Annotated in this window: 16 protein-coding genes; 12 read left to right on the forward strand and 4 right to left on the reverse strand. The window is 32.2% G+C overall.

Going from position 1 to position 17,824, the window contains the following annotated elements:
* Window position 1: 1 nt before the first annotated feature.
* The 7 genes from NHF47_RS00745 to NHF47_RS00775 all read left to right on the forward strand — a co-directional run bounded on the left by NHF47_RS00745 (window position 2) and on the right by NHF47_RS00775 (window position 10,676).
* Window positions 2–2,299, forward strand: coding sequence for a glycoside hydrolase family 65 protein (locus tag NHF47_RS00745; protein ID WP_252763126.1), 2,298 nt, complete (start codon window positions 2–4; stop codon window positions 2,297–2,299).
* Window position 2,300: 1 nt separating this feature from the next.
* On the forward strand, window positions 2,301–4,415 hold the full coding sequence (locus tag NHF47_RS00750) for a glycoside hydrolase family 97 protein (protein WP_252763127.1): 2,115 nt from the start codon (window positions 2,301–2,303) through the stop codon (window positions 4,413–4,415).
* A gap of 56 nt (window positions 4,416–4,471) precedes the next feature.
* Window positions 4,472–6,313, forward strand: a complete 1,842-nt coding sequence (locus tag NHF47_RS00755) for a glycoside hydrolase family 13 protein (protein ID WP_252763128.1) — start codon at window positions 4,472–4,474, stop codon at window positions 6,311–6,313.
* A complete protein-coding gene (locus NHF47_RS00760; protein ID WP_252763129.1) occupies window positions 6,314–7,249 on the forward strand; it encodes an alpha/beta hydrolase in 936 nt (311 codons plus the stop codon).
* Between the two features lie 10 nt (window positions 7,250–7,259).
* Window positions 7,260–8,705 (forward strand): alpha-amylase family glycosyl hydrolase, encoded by a 1,446-nt coding sequence (locus NHF47_RS00765; RefSeq protein ID WP_252763130.1) that lies wholly within the window; start codon window positions 7,260–7,262, stop codon window positions 8,703–8,705.
* A gap of 82 nt (window positions 8,706–8,787) precedes the next feature.
* Window positions 8,788–9,465 (forward strand): glycerophosphodiester phosphodiesterase family protein, encoded by a 678-nt coding sequence (locus NHF47_RS00770; RefSeq protein ID WP_252763131.1) that lies wholly within the window; start codon window positions 8,788–8,790, stop codon window positions 9,463–9,465.
* Window positions 9,462–10,676 (forward strand): NAD(P)/FAD-dependent oxidoreductase, encoded by a 1,215-nt coding sequence (locus NHF47_RS00775; protein WP_252763132.1) that lies wholly within the window; start codon window positions 9,462–9,464, stop codon window positions 10,674–10,676. Before NHF47_RS00770 ends, NHF47_RS00775 begins: the two co-directional genes overlap by 4 nt.
* A gap of 33 nt (window positions 10,677–10,709) precedes the next feature.
* Here the strand turns inward: NHF47_RS00775 and NHF47_RS00780 are convergent, their stop codons facing one another.
* From NHF47_RS00780 to NHF47_RS00790, 3 genes are all read right to left on the reverse strand, one after another.
* Window positions 10,710–11,282 carry a hypothetical protein gene (locus NHF47_RS00780; RefSeq protein WP_252763133.1) on the reverse strand — a complete coding sequence of 191 codons (573 nt, stop codon included), beginning with the start codon at window positions 11,280–11,282 and terminating at the stop codon, window positions 10,710–10,712.
* 24 nt (window positions 11,283–11,306) lie between these two features.
* Complete coding sequence (locus NHF47_RS00785) at window positions 11,307–12,239, reverse strand: OmpA family protein (RefSeq protein WP_252763134.1); 933 nt, start codon at window positions 12,237–12,239, stop codon at window positions 11,307–11,309.
* 96 nt (window positions 12,240–12,335) lie between these two features.
* Entirely contained in the window at window positions 12,336–12,812 is a 477-nt protein-coding gene (locus tag NHF47_RS00790; RefSeq protein ID WP_252763135.1) for a TspO/MBR family protein, read from the reverse strand.
* 81 nt (window positions 12,813–12,893) lie between these two features.
* On the opposite strand from NHF47_RS00790, the gene mvaD reads away from it, so the two are divergent.
* From mvaD to NHF47_RS00815, 5 genes are all read left to right on the forward strand, one after another.
* Window positions 12,894–13,970 carry a diphosphomevalonate decarboxylase gene (mvaD, locus tag NHF47_RS00795; RefSeq protein WP_252763136.1) on the forward strand — a complete coding sequence of 359 codons (1,077 nt, stop codon included), beginning with the start codon at window positions 12,894–12,896 and terminating at the stop codon, window positions 13,968–13,970.
* A gap of 36 nt (window positions 13,971–14,006) precedes the next feature.
* Window positions 14,007–14,945, forward strand: a complete 939-nt coding sequence (locus NHF47_RS00800; RefSeq protein WP_252763137.1) for a mevalonate kinase — start codon at window positions 14,007–14,009, stop codon at window positions 14,943–14,945.
* Window positions 14,946–15,017: 72 nt separating this feature from the next.
* Window positions 15,018–15,965 (forward strand): geranylgeranylglycerol-phosphate geranylgeranyltransferase, encoded by a 948-nt coding sequence (locus NHF47_RS00805; RefSeq protein ID WP_252763138.1) that lies wholly within the window; start codon window positions 15,018–15,020, stop codon window positions 15,963–15,965.
* A gap of 88 nt (window positions 15,966–16,053) precedes the next feature.
* Entirely contained in the window at window positions 16,054–16,935 is an 882-nt protein-coding gene (locus NHF47_RS00810) for a pseudouridine synthase (RefSeq protein WP_252763139.1), read from the forward strand.
* A gap of 57 nt (window positions 16,936–16,992) precedes the next feature.
* Entirely contained in the window at window positions 16,993–17,352 is a 360-nt protein-coding gene (locus NHF47_RS00815; RefSeq protein WP_252763140.1) for a nuclear transport factor 2 family protein, read from the forward strand.
* A gap of 97 nt (window positions 17,353–17,449) precedes the next feature.
* Here the strand turns inward: NHF47_RS00815 and NHF47_RS00820 are convergent, their stop codons facing one another.
* Window positions 17,450–17,824, reverse strand: coding sequence for a hypothetical protein (locus NHF47_RS00820; RefSeq protein WP_252763141.1), 375 nt, complete (start codon window positions 17,822–17,824; stop codon window positions 17,450–17,452).

The raw sequence follows: 17,824 nt of genomic DNA on the forward strand, positions 1-17,824 counted from the left end.
AATGAATCAGGATTATATTATACCAAATAATTGGTCAATTATAGAAGAAGGATTTAATGCGGCAAGTGTAAAATCCTCAGAAAGTCTATTTAGCATTGGAAACGGTGCCATGGGGCAAAGAGCAAATTTTGAAGAAAATTATTCTGGAAGCACTTTTCAGGGTAGCTACATCGCTGGAGTATATTATCCAGACAAAACAAAAGTGGGCTGGTGGAAAAACGGATATCCAAAATATTTTGCTAAAGTTTTAAATGCTCCAAATTGGATTGGAATTCATGTTGAAGTTAATGGAGAAGTGGTAGATTTAGCAACTTGTAAAGAAATCAAAAACTTTAGAAGAGAATTGAATATGAAAGAAGGTTGGTACAACCGTACTTTCGAAATTGTACTTCAGAATGAGACCCAAATTCAAGTAAATGTAACCCGATTTCTTTCATTAGACCTAGACGAAGTAGGTGCTATTAAATATGAAATAACACCTGTAAATACAGATGCCAAAGTAGTATTTGTTCCATATCTTGATTCGGGTATTGAAAACGAAGACACCAATTGGGAAGAAAAATTTTGGGAGACTTTAACGGTTAAAAGTGACGAAAACAAAGCTTTTATAGTAGCGCGTACCTTAAAAACTAATTTTGTGGTAGCTACTTTTATGCAAAATAATGTTTTGGTAAATAATCACACCGCTGATGTGCTTCCTGTTGAAATAAAAAAAGAAGCTTCAAAAATCTCTTTTTCTTACGAAATAGCTGCAACCAAAGGACAAACTGTTGCTTTACAAAAATTTGGAGGTTACACCGTTTCTACCAATCATGCTGAAGAAAACTTAATTGTTGCTGCAAAAAAAGTACTACAAGAAGCACAAACTTATGGTTTTAGCGGGCTTTTGGAAAAACAAAAACAAGCTTGGGCTAAAATTTGGGAAATGAGCGACATCACAATAGATGGTGATGTTAAAGCGCAACAAGGTATTCGATTTAATATATTTCAATTGAATCAAACCTATTTAGGTAAAGATTCTCGATTAAATATAGGTCCGAAAGGATTTACAGGTGAAAAATACGGAGGTTCAACCTATTGGGACACCGAAGCTTATTGTATCCCTTTCTATATGGCAACCAAAAATCAAAATGTAGCTCGAAGTTTGTTAGAATACCGCTACAATCAACTGGATAAAGCCATTGAAAATGCACAGCAAAACTTAGGCTTTAAAAATGGTGCAGCTTTATATCCAATGGTTACTATGAATGGTGAAGAATGTCATAACGAATGGGAAATTACGCATGAAGAAATTCATCGTAATGGTGCCATTGCATTTGCCATTTTCAATTACCATCGCTACACAGGAGATTACTCTTATATCCCTGAAAAAGGATTAGAAGTATTAATTGGTATTGCTCGTTTTTGGTTCCAAAGAGCCACCTTTTCGAAACATAAAAACAAATATGTAATTTTAGGTGTTACCGGGCCAAACGAATATGAAAACAATGTAAATAATAATTGGTATACTAATTATATTGCTAAATGGTGTATTGATTACGCCATGGAACAAATTCAAAAAGTACAAACGGAATATTCCAAAGACTATCAACGCATCATGTCTAAAGTAAATTTAAATGATAACGAATTAGTTTCATGGAAAAAAGTTTCAGAAAACATGTACTTCCCTTATTCTGAAGAATATGGTGTGTTTTTACAACAAGACGGTTTCTTGGATAAAGAGTTGGTTAAAGTTTCTGATCTAGACAAATCACAACGTCCAATTAATCAAAAGTGGTCTTGGGATAGAATTTTACGTTCCCCTTATATTAAACAAGCAGATACGCTACAAGGTTTCTATTTTTTTGAAGATCATTTTACCAAAGAACAATTAGAAAAACATTTTGATTTTTACGAACCTTTTACCGTTCATGAAAGCTCTCTATCACCTTGTGTTCACTCTATACAAGCATCGGTTTTAGGAAGAATGGAACAAGCCTATACCTTTTATTTGAGAACTTCTCGATTGGATTTAGACGACTATAATAAAGAAGTTCACGAAGGTTTGCATATCACTTCTATGGCAGGAACTTGGATGAGCATCGTAGAAGGTTTTGGAGGGATGCGTGTTAAAAATGACCAATTGCATTTTGAACCAAAAATTCCAAAAGAATGGAAGGCCTACACATTTAAAGTTAATTTTAGAAATGCTATTGTAAAAGTAGAGGTCAATCATCAAGAAACTAAGGTAAGTGTGGAAGGTAATCAAGAAATAGATATTGTTGTAAACGGAAAATCACAATTAGTTAAAAACCAGTAAAATGAATACAATCAAAACACTCCTAATTTTAGTAGCACTATCCTTTTTTAATGTTCAAGCACAAGAGTTACAATCACCGAATGGGAAATTTGTAATGTATTTTGGTTTGCTAAATGACGGAACTCCTACTTACCAATTGAACTATTTGAATAAAGAAATTATTAAAAAAAGTAAATTAGGATTAGAATTACAAAATGATTCTAAATCGCTTTTAAATGATTTTACAATCGTAAAAACAACACCTTCTACTTTCAATGAAACATGGAAAACGGTTTGGGGTGAAGAAACAGAAATCCAAAACCATTACAATGAATTAGCTGTTCTTCTTAAGCAAAACAAAACAGAAAGAGAAATCATCATTCGTTTTCGATTATTTGATGAAGGCCTTGGATTTAGATATGAATTCCCTCAACAAAAAAACTTGGTCTATTTTACAATTAAAGAAGAAAGAACGGAATTTGCTATGACTGGTGACCATACTGCTTTTTGGATTCCAGGCGACTATGATACCCAAGAATATGATTATACAGAATCGAAACTTTCTGAAATTAGAAGATTATTTCAAACCGCATTAACTACAAATGCTTCTCAAGAACAATTTTCTGAAACGGGTGTCCAAACTTCTTTAATGATGAAAGCAGCTGATGGTTTATACCTCAACATTCACGAAGCTGCCTTAATTGATTATTCTTGCATGCATCTAAATTTAGACGATAAAAATCTGATTTTTCAATCGCATTTAACTCCAGATGCACAAGGCAACAAAGGACACTTACAAGCACCCTGTGTTTCTCCATGGAGAACCATAATCGCTAGCTATGATGCCAGAGATATTTTGGCATCTAGAATGACTCTAAATCTCAATGAACCTTGTAAAATTGAAGATACATCTTGGATAAAACCTGTGAAGTATGTAGGCGTTTGGTGGGAAATGATTACGGGTAAAAGTTCTTGGTCATACACTAATGACTTCCCTTCTATTCAATTAGGAATTACCGATTATTCCAAAGCAAAACCTAATGGAACACATGGAGCTACTACAAAACATGTAAAAGAATTAATTGATTTTGCTGCTTTACATGGCTTTGATGGTGTTTTAGTGGAAGGCTGGAATCAAGGTTGGGAAGACTGGTTTGGGCAATCTAAAGATTATGTGTTTGATTTTGTTAGTCCTTATCCAGATTTCGATGTGGAAGGCATTCATGAATATGCAAAATCAAAAGGGGTTAAAATGATTATGCATCATGAAACATCAGGTTCAGCTCGTAATTATGAGCGTCATTTAGATCAAGCGTTTCAATTTATGAACAAACACGGTTACGAAGCGGTAAAAACAGGTTATGTAGGTGATATGTTGCCACGAGGGGAACATCATTACGGCCAATGGATACTCAATCATTACCAATATGTAATTGAAAAAGCCGTAGATTATAAAATTATGGTGAATGCGCATGAAGCGGTTCGTCCAACAGGAATTTGCAGAACCTATCCAAATATGATTGGAAATGAATCTGCAAGAGGCACCGAATTTCAAGCTTTTGGAGGTTCAAAACCAAACCATACTACCATTTTACCTTTTACGAGATTAATTGGAGGACCAATGGATTACACTCCAGGTATTTTTGAAATGGATATCTCAAAAGTAAACCCTAATAATGATTCTCATGTAAACACAACCCTAACGAATCAATTAGGTTTGTATGTAGTAATGTATAGTCCGTTACAAATGGCTGCCGATTTACCAGAAAACTACAATCGCTTTTTAGATGCTTTTCAATTTATTAAAGATGTTCCTGTAGCTTGGTCTACCTCAAAATATTTAGAAGCAGAACCGGGTTACTATATCACTATTGCGAGAAAAGATAAAAATTCTAACAATTGGTTTGTTGGAAATAATAATGGGGTAAACCCAAGAACTGCAACTATTAGCTTAGATTTTTTGGATAAAGACAAAAAATATGAAGCTACTATCTATGCCGATGCTAAAAATGCAGATTACAAAACCAATCCACAGGCTTATACGATTACAAAACAAAAAGTAACCAATAAGTCAAAATTAAAAATGACTTCTGCAGCTGGTGGTGGCTATGCCATTAGCATCGTAGAAATAAAATAATGTAGAAAAGACAGTGGTTGGAAATTGCTGTCTTTTTCATTTAACACTAAAATGAAATGAAAAAAAATAAGCTCACCTTATTATTCGCCATATTCTTTACTACACTTTCTATGGCTCAAATTACAAAAATGGAACCTCCTTTTTGGTATGAAGGCATGAATAAAAGCGAAATACAAATTTTATTTTATGGCAAAAATATTGCTGACAACTCTGTATCCATAACTAAACCAGTAGTCATTACCAACCTAACAAAAACTGAAAATCCAAATTATCTATTTGTAACGATAGATACTAAAAACATAACCGCTCAAACGCTTGAATTCACTTTTAAAAAGGGTAAAAATACTTTTTCACAACCTTTTGAAATTAAAAAAAGAAGCGCTAATTCAGCCACTAGAAAAAGCTTTGATGCTTCTGATGTTATCTATTTATTAATGCCAGATCGTTTTGCAAATGGAAATGAAGCCAATGATTCCTCTCCTAATTTAACAGAAAAAGGAAATAGAAATTTGCCTGGAGGGAGACATGGTGGAGACATTCAAGGAATTATAGATCATTTAGATTACATACAAGAATTAGGCGCAACGGCTATATGGTCTACGCCTCTTTGTGAAGACAATGACAAAGGCTATTCTTACCACACTTACGGTCAATCGGATGTGTACCAAATTGATGCTCGTTATGGAACCAACGAAGACTACAAAAGATTAGCTTCAGAAATGCACAAACGCAATCTTAAGCTAATTAAAGATTATGTTACGAATCATTGGGGTGCCGAACATTGGATGTTCAAAGACATGCCTTCCTACGATTGGTTTCATCAATTTCCTGGTTACGCGCAAAGCAACTATCGTATGACTACACAATACGATACTAATGGATCAAAACGAGATGCTAAATATTGTATGGACGGATGGTTTGTACCTAGCATGCCCGATTTAAATCAATCCAACCCATTAGTATTAAATTACTTGATCCAAAATGCTATTTGGTGGATCGAATTTGCAGATCTTGACGGTTTTCGAGTAGACACGTATTCCTATAATGACAAAGAAGGTATTGCTAAATGGACAAAAGCAATTACGGATGAATATCCTTATTTTAATATTGTAGGTGAAGTATGGATGCACGATCAAGCCCAAATTTCGTATTGGCAAAAAAATAGCCCTATAGCAAAAATTCAAAGTTATAATTCTTACTTGCCAAGTGTCATGGATTTTACGTTACATGATGCTTTTGGTTCTGCCTTTAATGAAAACGAAGCCAATTGGTCTAATGGAACAATCAAATTCTATGAAAACTTTGTAAATGATTTCTTGTATGACAATCCGAATAATTTATTAATCTTTATTGAAAACCATGATACTGGGCGTTTCAACGAAATTTATAAAAACGATTTTAAAAAATTCCAGTTAGGGATGACTTTATTAGCAACTACCAGAGGAATTCCACAAATTTATTATGGATCAGAAATTGGAATGGCAGGCGATAAAGGAAAAGGAGATGCCGATATTCGTCAAGATTTTCCAGGTGGTTGGAAAAGCGATTCAAATAACGCTTTCAAAAATTCAGGAAGAACCGAAATGCAAAAACAATATTTTGATTTTTCAAAAAAACTTTTGAATTGGAGAAAAAATAAAGCGGTTATACATTCGGGAAAACTAACCCATTATATTCCTGAAAACAATGTATATGTATATTTCCGTCATAATGATACTGAAAGTGTAATGGTCATTCTTAATAACTCATTGAATACCCAAGTAATTAATCTCAATCGATTTGAAGAAAACATAAAAGGGTTCATCTCAGGTAAAGATATTATTTCTGAAGAAATACTAAAATTGAATAATGAATTTTCAATAGAAGGGAAAACCGCATTAATTTTAGAATTACAATAAATGAAAAAACTTATATTCTTATTGCTAAGTAGTTTCGCTTTTGGTCAAGACAACATCCATTCGCACAACCTTGAAAACTCAGGTAATTTTGAAGGAAAAATAGAACGTATCAACAGTTTCCCTTCTCAATTTATTGTTCCTCGCACAGTAGATGTTTGGTTACCCAAAGCATATACTGCTACAAAAAAATATAATGTTTTGTATATGCACGACGGACAAATGTTATTCGACGCAACAACAACTTGGAACAAACAAGAATGGCAAGTAGATGAAGTGGCTTCCAAACTAATGGAAGAAAATAAAGTGAATAATTTTATTGTGGTCGCTATTTGGAATATTCCAGAATTACGTCATCTGGATTTATATCCCAAAAAACCCTATGATTTACTTTCTAAAGCATGGAAAGAAACCTTACAAAGTGAAATACAAAAAGCACATTTCCCTTTTGATGCTTCTAAAATTAATTCGGATAATTATTTGAAATTTATTGTAGAAGAAGTAAAACCCTATATAGACAAAACGTATCCAGTGTATACCACAGCAAATCATACAGCGATTATGGGTTCGAGTATGGGCGGTTTAATTTCCATGTACGCGCTTTGCGAATATCCTGAGGTTTTTGGAAAAGCTGCCTGTTTATCGACACATTGGGTAGGCTTTATGGATTTTGAAAATAATCCTATTCCAGAGTCTTTTTTTACCTATTTAAAGAAAAATCTACCCAATCCAAAAAACCATAGCATTTATTTTGATTATGGTACAGCAACCTTAGATGCAAGTTATTTGAAATATGAATATAGAGTAGATGAAATCTTAAAAGAAAAAGGATACACCGATTCAAATTCAAAAAATCTAAAATTTGAAGGTGAAAATCATTCCGAAAATTCATGGCAAAAACGAATTCATATTCCAATAGAATTCCTTTTTAAAAAATAAAATAGAACTTATGAAAAAAACAATTGTAGCCTTAACCATTTTGATCTCATTATGGAGTTGTAAAGAAGACAAAAAAGAAACAATTAGTGACCCAATGGCTAATACCAAAAAGGAAATCGCTGAATTTTCTCCAGAAATGACAGAAAATGCTATCATATATGAAGCCAATATTCGTCAGTATTCTGAAGAAGGTACTTTTAATGCATTTACCAAAGACATTCCTCAATTAAAAGAATTGGGTGTTAAAATTATTTGGTTAATGCCTATTTTCCCTATTTCGGAAACGAAAAGAAAAGCAACTGGTGGAGAAAACAGCAAATTTGCTTCCGAAATGCCAGAAGCAGAACAAGCAAAATATTTGGGCAGTTATTATGCTGTTTCAGATTTCAAGAAAGTAAATCCAGAATTTGGAACTATTGAAGATTTACGAAATCTAGTAACTACAGCACATAAAAATGGCATGTATGTAATTCTTGACTGGGTTCCCAATCATACGGGTTGGGACCATGTTTGGATTAAAGAACATCCAGAATTTTACACTCAAAATGAAAAAGGTGAAATTATAGACCCTATAAATCCAGAAACAGGAGAAACTTGGGGCTGGACTGATGTGGCCGACTTAAATTATGACAATCAAGAGCTTCGTAAAACAATGACCAACGACATGTTACATTGGATTAAAAATGAAAATATAGATGGTTTTCGTTGTGATGTTGCTGGCAATGTTCCTACTGATTTTTGGCAACAAGCCATTCCTGCTTTACGAAAAGAAAAAAACATTTTCATGTTAGCAGAAGCTTGGGAACCGGAATTATTAAAAGGCAATCTTTTTGATATGTGTTATTCTTGGGAAGGACACCATACAATGAATAAAATAGCACAAGGAAAAGAAAATGTACAAAACTGGGACAGCTTCATGGATAAAAGAATAAAAGAATATGAAGCGGACGACATTTTAATGAATTTTGTAGACAATCATGATGAAAATTCTTGGAATGGAACCATTCAGGAAAGATTAGGTGATGCTTCAGAAGTAATGATCGCACTATCCTATATGACTCCTGGAATGCCTTTGATTTATAGTGGGGACGAATATGATTTAGAGCATCGTTTGAAATTTTTTGAAAAAGATTCTATTCCAAAGACAAAGGGAAAAAATTGGGATATTTTCAAAAAAATGGGTGCTTTAAAGGTGAATCAATTAGCATTAAACGGAGGTAAAAACAAAGCGGCTTATAAAAGAATTTCAACCTCTAATAATCAAAATGTTTTAGTCTTCGAAAGAGAAAAGAATGGTGAGAAAGTTATTTTTATAGCCAATTTATCTAAAAATAATCAAATTTTCACTGTAGATTTAGAAGGAAAATTCAAGAATTTACTTACAAATGATGATTTTTCGTTAAATAAAAATAAAAATATAGAATTGAAACCTTGGAAATTTGTAATTTTGCAGTAGTACAGGTTCATGTTTACCTGTTTGTTTGTTTGAATTGCGCGAATCTTCACTTTTAGATTCGCGCTTTTTCATATATTTGAGTATGCAAAAGATAGGCCATCGTGGTGCCAAAGGTCACCTTACAGAAAACACATTAGAATCCTTTCAAAAAGCAATTGATCTAGGTGTAGATGCTATTGAGTTAGACGTGCATCAATGTGCGAGTGGAGAATTAATTGTTTTTCATGATTTTACTTTAGAAAGATTGACCAATGGCCAAGGTGAAATTTCAAAATTCACTTGGGAACAATTACAACAACTCCAAATTGTAAGTAGATTTCGTATTCCAACATTAATTGAAACTTTAGATCTAATAGACCGAAAATGCAATGTAAATATTGAATTAAAAGGACATCACACCGCGGAAGCAACAGCTTTAGTAGTGGAAGAATTTGTTCAGAACAAATCGTGGCACTATTCTGATTTTATAGTTTCTAGTTTTCAATATGAAGAATTAGAAACATTTAGTAATTTAAATTCAAAAATCCCTTTAGCTGTGTTAACACAAGCTAGTGTAGAACAAGCTGTAGAATGGGCCAAAAAATTTCAAGCTAGCTATATTCATCCTCACTTTTCACTTTTAACAATGGATAATTGTAATTATGCAAAGGCGAATGATTTAAAAATAAATACATGGACAGTAAATGACCCCATTGATATTGAACATGTAAAACGATTTACCATTGACGGAATCATTTCCGACTTTCCAGACAGAATATGAATACAAAATACGACATCATAATTGTTGGTGGTGGAGCAGCTGGCTTTTTTACGGCAATTAATATCGCAGAAAAAAATAAAAATTATAAAATTGCTATTTTAGAGCGTGGCAAAGAAGTGTTATCCAAGGTAAGAGTCTCTGGTGGCGGAAGATGTAATGTTACGCATGCTTGTTTTATTCCAAATGAGTTAGTAAAATTTTACCCTAGAGGAGAACGTGAATTAAAAGGCCCTTTTCATCAATTTTGTTCGGGAGACACCATCGAATGGTTTGCAAATCATGGTGTTCCTTTAAAAATAGAAGAAGATGGTAGAATGTTTCCTGAATCAGATTCCTCTCAAACCATTATTGACTGTTTTTTATTGGCTACCCAAAAATTAAAAATAGACATTCTCACACTTCAAAGTGTACAATCTCTTTTTCAAAAAGAAGAAGGCTGGAAAATTGAAACCAACTCGGATACGTTTATATGCAAAAAAGCAATACTAACAACCGGAAGCAATCCAAAAATTTGGGATATAATGCAACAATTAGGACACACCATTGTTCCACCTGTTCCTTCTTTATTCACCTTTAACATTAAAGACCCTAGAATAAAAGATTTAATGGGACTTTCCGCTTTGGCAACAGTAAAAGTAAAAGGAACGAATTTAAAGGCTTCCGGACCATTATTAATTACGCATTGGGGAATGAGCGGTCCTGGAATACTTCGATTATCAGCTTGGGGCGCTCGAATATTATCTGAGAAAAATTACCAATTTATATTACAAGTAAACTGGTTAAACGATATTTCATTTGAGGAAAGCATTGAAATTTTACAAGAAATAAAACTTCAAAACAGCAAAAAACAAATAACGACCTTTTGTCCTTTTGATTTTCCAAAACGATTGTGGGAAAGCTTTATCATCGCAGCAGGAATTCATTCAGAATTAAAATGGGCTGATATTTCTAAAAAACAAATAATTGCATTAGCGGATCAGCTCACTAATGGCTGCTTTCAAGTAAATGGCAAAAGTACCTTTAAAGAAGAATTTGTAACTGCTGGAGGGATTGATTTAAAAGAAATTAATTTCAAAACCATGGAAAGTAAAGTACTTCCAAACTTATATTTGGCTGGAGAAATTGTTAATATTGATGCTATAACAGGCGGTTTTAATTTCCAAAACGCATGGACAGGAGGATTTTTAATTAGTGAGGCATTAAAACAATAAAAAAGACCAGTTTAAAACTGGTCTTTTATTGTTTTATTTTTCTCTTCCGCCATCTAATGTCGTTTGCCAATCTTTCAATTCTTGCCATTTCCCTTCGTAACACAATTTTGCTTGTCTAGGCCAAGTCCCTGGATCATGAATTTGAAAACGTTCACCAGCTTTATTTAAAATTTCTCGGCATCTATCCACTGATGTCTCAGACAATGCTTTCCATGTTAATATTCCAGAAGTTTTGAAAAGTTCTTCAATTTTTGGACCAATTCCCTCTATTATTTTTAAATCATTTTCATTCACCTTCTTACCAAAAATGGCTTTAACTGAAGCCCCATCAAAAACAATAGGTTCTACTGGCTTAGTTATATCTGAAGACACTATAGTTTCAGTAACGAAACTTGCTTTTGATTTATTTTGCTCATTCAATTGTAGACGCAGTTTTTCCATATCCAATCGCAATTGTGAATTCATACGGTTGCAACTATCTAAATCGTCTTGTAACGAATCTACATCCGTAGTTCCAGTATCTGAAGCCATTTTGCCTAGTAAATATCCTAGAACCCCACAGATAAGTCCGACTAAAGCGGGAATTAAAAAACAAGGTAAATTCATAGTAGTATAGTTTAGTTGATTGTTTTATTTGATAGTAATTTCGGTTCTTCTATTTTTAGCTCTACCTACTTCCGTACTATTATCAGCTATAGGCTGTAATTCTCCTTTTCCAGAAACTTCAATTTTATTTTCGGGAATTCCATTGGATACAAAATAGGCTTTGGCAAATTGAGCGCGTTGTTCCGAATAATATTGATTCGTATGCCTCACACCAGGATCATTATCTGAATGACCCGTAATACTAATTTTAGCGCCTTCAACATGATTAATATAGTCTACTATTTCAGCAAATTGTTTTTTCTGCTGTTGAGTTAAAGAAATAGTAGATTGACCTGTTTCGAAATATAAAGTTAATGGATTAGCCTTACTATTCTTTTTTATTTCTGCCCAATTTTTAGTAGCATTTCCAAGTATTTTGTTAGGTATCCATTCAAAACGCATCGCTCCAAACACGGTATCATTATCAAAATTTAAATTTTCTTCTACTAATTCAGAAATTTCAATATTCTTTTCTGCAATACCTTGACTCACTAAATAATTCTTAACGGCATTTGCTCTCGCTAAACCTAAATTGGGAAAAATAGATGTATTGGATTCATTATCTTGATATAAACCAAAAAGTTTTAATTTTCCTTCTCCTTTTTCAACCGCTTCTTTCATCAAAGCTATTCCTAAACCTAATGAATCTGCAATGGGTAATAAAAGAGCAAAATTGGAACTTTTAAAATTAAAATTATCTATACAAGAATAAGTGATATCTGGTGTAGAAAAATGAAAGGCAAACGGATTGGATTCAGTTAAAGTTGTCTTCTTTGTATTCACATTGCTAATCGTAGTCTCCGGCTTTGTGGGTATTGTTTCCTCTGAACAACACGGACAACAATACATGACATACAACCATGAACCTAATAACATGGTGATGATAATTCCGAAATAATAAGGTATTTTTTTAGACATACGCTTTATTTTTTTGAATACTTTCAAAAATATAAAAATTTAACAAAAAAACAACTTATTATTTTAAAAAAATAATGAATTTATAAAATATAAATACTAAAAATTAAGAATATAAATAGAAATAGTTAAAACAGTTGCAAATGCCACCCATGCCAAATAAGGAATAAATAAGACAGCTGCTGTTTTATTTATTTTTTTGAAAAGCAAATAGGTTTCAAAAATAATTAGCCAAAGCAAAACAATTTCAATAAGTGCTAGTAAAATATTATGCAATCCAAAAAATAAATACGACCAAAATGCATTTAGTAACAACTGGGCAACAAAAAAGAAAAGTGCTTTTTTTACCAGTTCCTTATCTTTATCGAATTCATTCCAAACCAAACCACCGGCTATTCCCATACAAATATAAAGCAGACTCCAAACAGGTGCGAAAATCCAATTTGGAGGGTTAAAAAAAGGTTTTTTCAAAGTAGGATACCACGTTATTACACCCTCTTTAGTTACAAAACTCGACAAATAGCCAACTAACAAACAAACACTAACAACAAGGATAATTTTTAGATACTTTGACATAACACTACTTTTTAGACAAATTAACGAATAAACTCTCAAACAAATAAATCAAAATTGGTATTTTTGCTCAAATTTTCTAGTATGTTATCTGAAAAAGATTTTATAAGTTCCCAATACACATCTATTGACAGCGCTCATTTTAAGTGGAGTGCCCCAAGCAATATTGCCTTGGTAAAATATTGGGGTAAGAAAGAACATCAAATTCCAGCAAATCCTTCAATTAGTTTTACATTGAATCATTGTAAAACGATGACGGAACTTTCAGTGAAAAGAAAAGAAAATCAGGATGCTTTTTCATTTGATTTACTTTTTGAAGGCCAACCCAAAGAAGATTTTAAACCAAAAATTCAAAAATTTTTAGAACGAATAGCAGTTTATTGCCCTTTTCTAAAAGAATATCATCTAACCATAAATACTCAGAACACGTTTCCTCACAGTTCTGGAATTGCTTCTTCTGCATCAGGAATGGCTGCTTTAGCCATGAATTTTATGAGCTTAGAAAAAACGATAAACCCTTCATTAACAGAAGAATATTTTTACCAAAAAGCTTCGTTTTTAGCAAGGTTAGGTAGTGGCAGTGCTTGTAGAAGCGTTAAAGGAGAAGTGGTTATTTGGGGAAACCATCAAGAAACCATTACAAGTTCTGATTTATTTGGTGTTGCATTTGAATCAATACACGATAATTTCAAAAACTATCAAGACACAATTTTATTGGTAGACAAAGGCGAAAAACAAGTTTCAAGTACTGTCGGTCATGATTTAATGCATGATCATCCATATGCTACTAAAAGATTTGAGCAAGCTCATGAAAATTTATCAAAAATGAAAGCTATTCTGTCTTCAGGAGATTTAGACAAATTTATTGAAGTAGTGGAAAGTGAAGCTTTAACTTTACACGCTATGATGATGACCTCTATGCCTTATTTTATTCTAATGAAACCCAACACCTTAGAAATCATTAATCGAATTTGGAAATTCAGAAAAGAAACCAAAATTCCTGTTTGTTTTACTTTAGACGCTGGAGCGAATGTTCATCTTTTATATCCTGAAAATACAACTCAAAAAGTTTTAGAATTTATTAAGAATGAATTAGTTGCCTATTGTCAAAATGGTCAGTATATTTGCGATCAAATTGGCAGTGGTGCAAAATCAATTTAATTTAGTATCTTTACGTAATACAATTTGTAAATCGCTATGAAAGGACCGTTATTTTATTCGAAAATATTGCTCTTTGGTGAATATGGAATTATTCAAGACTCTAAAGGACTTTCTATTCCTTACAATTTCTATAAAGGAGCTTTAAAAACAGCTGAAAATCCTTCTGTTGAAGCAATAGCTTCCAATAAAAGTTTACAAAAATTTGCAGACTACTTAGCTACTTTACAAGTTTCCCAACCTGAATTAGTCCGTTTTAATTTAGAACAATTAAAACAAGACATTGCTAACGGAATGTATTTTGATTCTAGTATTCCACAGGGATATGGCGTTGGAAGTAGTGGTGCTTTAGTAGCCGCTATTTACGATAAATATGCGTTTGATAAAATTACCGTTTTAGAGAATTTAACACGAGATAAACTTTTACAGTTAAAAGCAATTTTCTCTCAAATGGAATCTTTCTTTCACGGTAAGAGTTCTGGCTTAGACCCTTTAAATAGTTATTTAAGTTTACCCATTTTAATTAATTCCAAAGACAATATAGAACCAACTGGCATTCCAAGTCAAAGTACACAAGGAAAAGGAGCCGTGTTCTTAATTGATTCTGGAATTGTAGGCGAAACCGCTCCAATGGTTAGCATTTTTATGGAAAACTTAAAAGACAATGGATTTCGTAAAATGTTAAAATCACAATTTATTAAATACACAGATGCTTGTGTGGAGAATTTTTTACATGGAGATATTAAATCCTTGTTTAGCAACACCAAAAAGCTTTCTAAAGTAGTTTTAAATCATTTTAAACCTATGATACCTGAGCAGTTTCATCAAATTTGGCAACATGGTATTGAGACCAATGATTACTATTTAAAATTATGTGGTTCAGGCGGTGGTGGTTATATTCTTGGTTTTACAGAAGATTTAGAAAAAGCAAAAGCTTCGCTTAAAGATTACAAATTAGAAGTAGTTTATAATTTTTAACCCCTAGTACTTTCAATAAAAGCAAATTGCGCTTTTGACAGTTACTTTTTTTTAAACTTTTTAAACGCCCCTATGCTAAGTCGTAAATCTAAATTATTAATCACTAAAATTTTCAGTTTCTTTTCTGTTATTAGAGGTTATAATATTTGGGTCATCGTCTTAGCACAATACTTATCCGCTATTTTTATTTTAGCTCCAGAAAGAAGTGCGCTAAAAATCATATTAGATTGGAGATTATTTTTAATTGTTTTTGCTTCTTCATTAACCATTGCATCAGGATACATTATCAATAACTTTTACGATGCTAAAAAAGATTTGATCAATCGCCCACGTAAAGCGATGATTGATCGCTTGGTAAGTCAATCAACCAAATTAAAAGTCTATTTTGTCTTAAATTTTTTGATTGTAACTTTAGTTAGTTTTATCTCTTGGAAAGCCATTTTATTTTTTTCTAGTTATATTTTCTTAATTTGGTTTTATTCTCATAAATTAAAAAAATACCCCATAATTGGAAATTTAACTGCAGCTATTTTGGCAGTATTACCTTTTTTTGGCATTTTAATGTATTATAAAAACTTTTACCATGTTATTTTTGCACATGCTACTTTTCTGTTCTTATTAATCCTTATACGTGAACTGATAAAAGATTTAGAAAACATTGAAGGTGATTTGGTTAACGAATACAAGACCATTCCAGTTCTATTTAATGAAAAAACAGCAAAAATTATTATTTCAATATTAACCATTGCAACCTTACTTCCTGTCTATTTTTTAACTGATATATATGATGTAGGTTATATGGATATTTATTTTTATTGTAGCTTATTATTGTTAATCTATTTTTTTATCCAATTGTGGAAATCTGAAAGCAAAGCTGATTTTCTAAAACTCCATTTTTTATTAAAATTCATTATTGTATCGGGTGTATTTTGTATTGTTTTAATTGACCCTTCTGTACTTATTCACGGACAAAAACTATTAACACAAGAATACCATCAGCTAATTTTAAATTTTATTTAATCGCTTCTAGATAAACGAATTGTATTTGCGAATAAAAATACGCGAATCCATATATTAGTTATATCTTTGCAAAAAATACAGAAATATTATGTCACGTCACCAAGGCAATGATAAAAGCAAACCTGGATCAGGAAGACAAGGTGGTTTTAAAAAAACGAGTAACTCAAGAGGAAAAGCTCCAATAAAAAAAACACCTTCTAAGTTTACAGCCAAACCAGAAGAAAATAAAAACAACAAAACACCTAAGACAGCATCCAATTCTGATGAAATGCGCTTAAACAAATATATTGCTAACTCTGGAATGTGCAGTCGTAGAGAAGCTGATATTTATATTCAAAGCGGAAATGTTAAAGTTAATGGAGAAGTAGTAACCGAAATGGGCTACAAAGTAAAACTATCTGATGTAATCGTATTTGACGGTGCAACCATCACACCTGAAAAAAAAGAATATATTTTATTAAACAAGCCTAAAAACTTTTCTACTGTAGGTGATGATGTTAAAGGCGATGGAAATGTATTGGATTTAGTGCGTAATGCTACAAAAGCAAAAATTCAACCTGTAGGTAGAATGGACAAGACCACAACTGGGTTATTATTATTTACGAATGATACCGATATGATTCGCAAATTTACCACTCCAAATCAACGTTCCTCAAAATTGTATCAAGTTAGCTTAGATAAAAATTTAAAATACGAAGATTTAGAAAAAATTGCCAAAGGAATTACTATAGATGATTATCGAATTTACGTAGAAGAAGTTACGTATATCGAGAACGAACCTAAAAGTGAAGTTGGTGTTAAAATGAAAACTGCCAATGTAAAAATAGTACGTAAAATATTTGAATATTTTAATTACAATGTCATCAAATTAGACCGTGTTACTTTTGCTGGTTTAACCAAAAAAAATCTGGCTCGTGGCCAATGGAGATTCCTAACGGATCAAGAAATAATAAATTTAAAGAATTCATAATCTAAATACCAAAAACCATGAAAAGCTAAAAAATTCATGGTTTTATTTTCTATAGACATGTCTAATCAACTCCAACAAATAGCCATTCGATGGTTTGAAGCATTCAATGCAAAAGATCTTGAAAAACTACTCGACTTATATGATGAAGATGCCCAACATTATAGTCCGAAATTAAAAATACGCCAACCCGAAACTAACGGGTTAATTGAAGGCAAAGAAGCTTTACGAAGTTGGTGGCAAGAAGCTTTTGAAAGGCTTCCTTCCTTATACTACAAAGTAACTTCTTTAACTGCAAATTCGGATCGTGTATTTATGGAATACATTCGTCAAGTTGACAATGAAGAAGATATTGCTATAGCTGAAGTTTTAGAAATTAAAGAGGATAAAATTATTTTTTCCAGAGTATATCATGGTTAAAAGCCGTTTTAAAAGCATGCAGTAGTTATTTTTAGTATAAAAATCTTAGCTGAATCACTGAACAGCTAAGATTTCAAATATTAAAAAAAGTAGTTTTTTACATTTTTGAAGCAATTTCTTTACTATATCTTTTTAGAATAGCTCTACTCATTCCTAAATTAGCCTTACTACTATCAACAGCTAAATAGATAAAATACTCTCCATTTTCAGAAATACTGATAATATGAATTTGGTTACTCAAAGTAATCATAATATCTTCAATATTTTCTTTCAATCCTAATGCTTTAATTGCTGTCATTTTTGCTTTTACAACTTCTAAATTATAAGCGGAAGCTAATTCTGGATCAAAAGAGGAGTTTACAGATAATGATTTGTAAGACATACCTGTTTTAACTTCTGTTACAGCTACTGCAATAAAACCCGCTACATTGGCTTTTAAATCCTCTACGAATGTGGTTAAAAAATCTGACAT

This window comes from Flavobacterium sp. NRK F7, assembly GCF_024054195.1.
In the GTDB taxonomy this organism is placed as follows: Bacteria; Bacteroidota; Bacteroidia; order Flavobacteriales; family Flavobacteriaceae; genus Flavobacterium.

Coding starts and splice junctions, on each gene's coding strand:
- mvaD (WP_252763136.1), top strand. CDS start 12,894: ATGTTATCTGAAAAAGATTTTATAAGTTCCCAATACACATCTATTGAC.
- NHF47_RS00820 (WP_252763141.1), bottom strand. CDS start 17,824: ATGTCAGATTTTTTAACCACATTCGTAGAGGATTTAAAAGCCAATGTA.
- NHF47_RS00815 (WP_252763140.1), top strand. CDS start 16,993: ATGTCTAATCAACTCCAACAAATAGCCATTCGATGGTTTGAAGCATTC.
- NHF47_RS00750 (WP_252763127.1), top strand. CDS start 2,301: ATGAATACAATCAAAACACTCCTAATTTTAGTAGCACTATCCTTTTTT.
- NHF47_RS00810 (WP_252763139.1), top strand. CDS start 16,054: ATGTCACGTCACCAAGGCAATGATAAAAGCAAACCTGGATCAGGAAGA.
- NHF47_RS00765 (WP_252763130.1), top strand. CDS start 7,260: ATGAAAAAAACAATTGTAGCCTTAACCATTTTGATCTCATTATGGAGT.
- NHF47_RS00770 (WP_252763131.1), top strand. CDS start 8,788: ATGCAAAAGATAGGCCATCGTGGTGCCAAAGGTCACCTTACAGAAAAC.
- NHF47_RS00790 (WP_252763135.1), bottom strand. CDS start 12,812: ATGTCAAAGTATCTAAAAATTATCCTTGTTGTTAGTGTTTGTTTGTTA.
- NHF47_RS00785 (WP_252763134.1), bottom strand. CDS start 12,239: ATGTCTAAAAAAATACCTTATTATTTCGGAATTATCATCACCATGTTA.
- NHF47_RS00745 (WP_252763126.1), top strand. CDS start 2: ATGAATCAGGATTATATTATACCAAATAATTGGTCAATTATAGAAGAA.
- NHF47_RS00755 (WP_252763128.1), top strand. CDS start 4,472: ATGAAAAAAAATAAGCTCACCTTATTATTCGCCATATTCTTTACTACA.
- NHF47_RS00805 (WP_252763138.1), top strand. CDS start 15,018: ATGCTAAGTCGTAAATCTAAATTATTAATCACTAAAATTTTCAGTTTC.
- NHF47_RS00780 (WP_252763133.1), bottom strand. CDS start 11,282: ATGAATTTACCTTGTTTTTTAATTCCCGCTTTAGTCGGACTTATCTGT.
- NHF47_RS00800 (WP_252763137.1), top strand. CDS start 14,007: ATGAAAGGACCGTTATTTTATTCGAAAATATTGCTCTTTGGTGAATAT.
- NHF47_RS00775 (WP_252763132.1), top strand. CDS start 9,462: ATGAATACAAAATACGACATCATAATTGTTGGTGGTGGAGCAGCTGGC.
- NHF47_RS00760 (WP_252763129.1), top strand. CDS start 6,314: ATGAAAAAACTTATATTCTTATTGCTAAGTAGTTTCGCTTTTGGTCAA.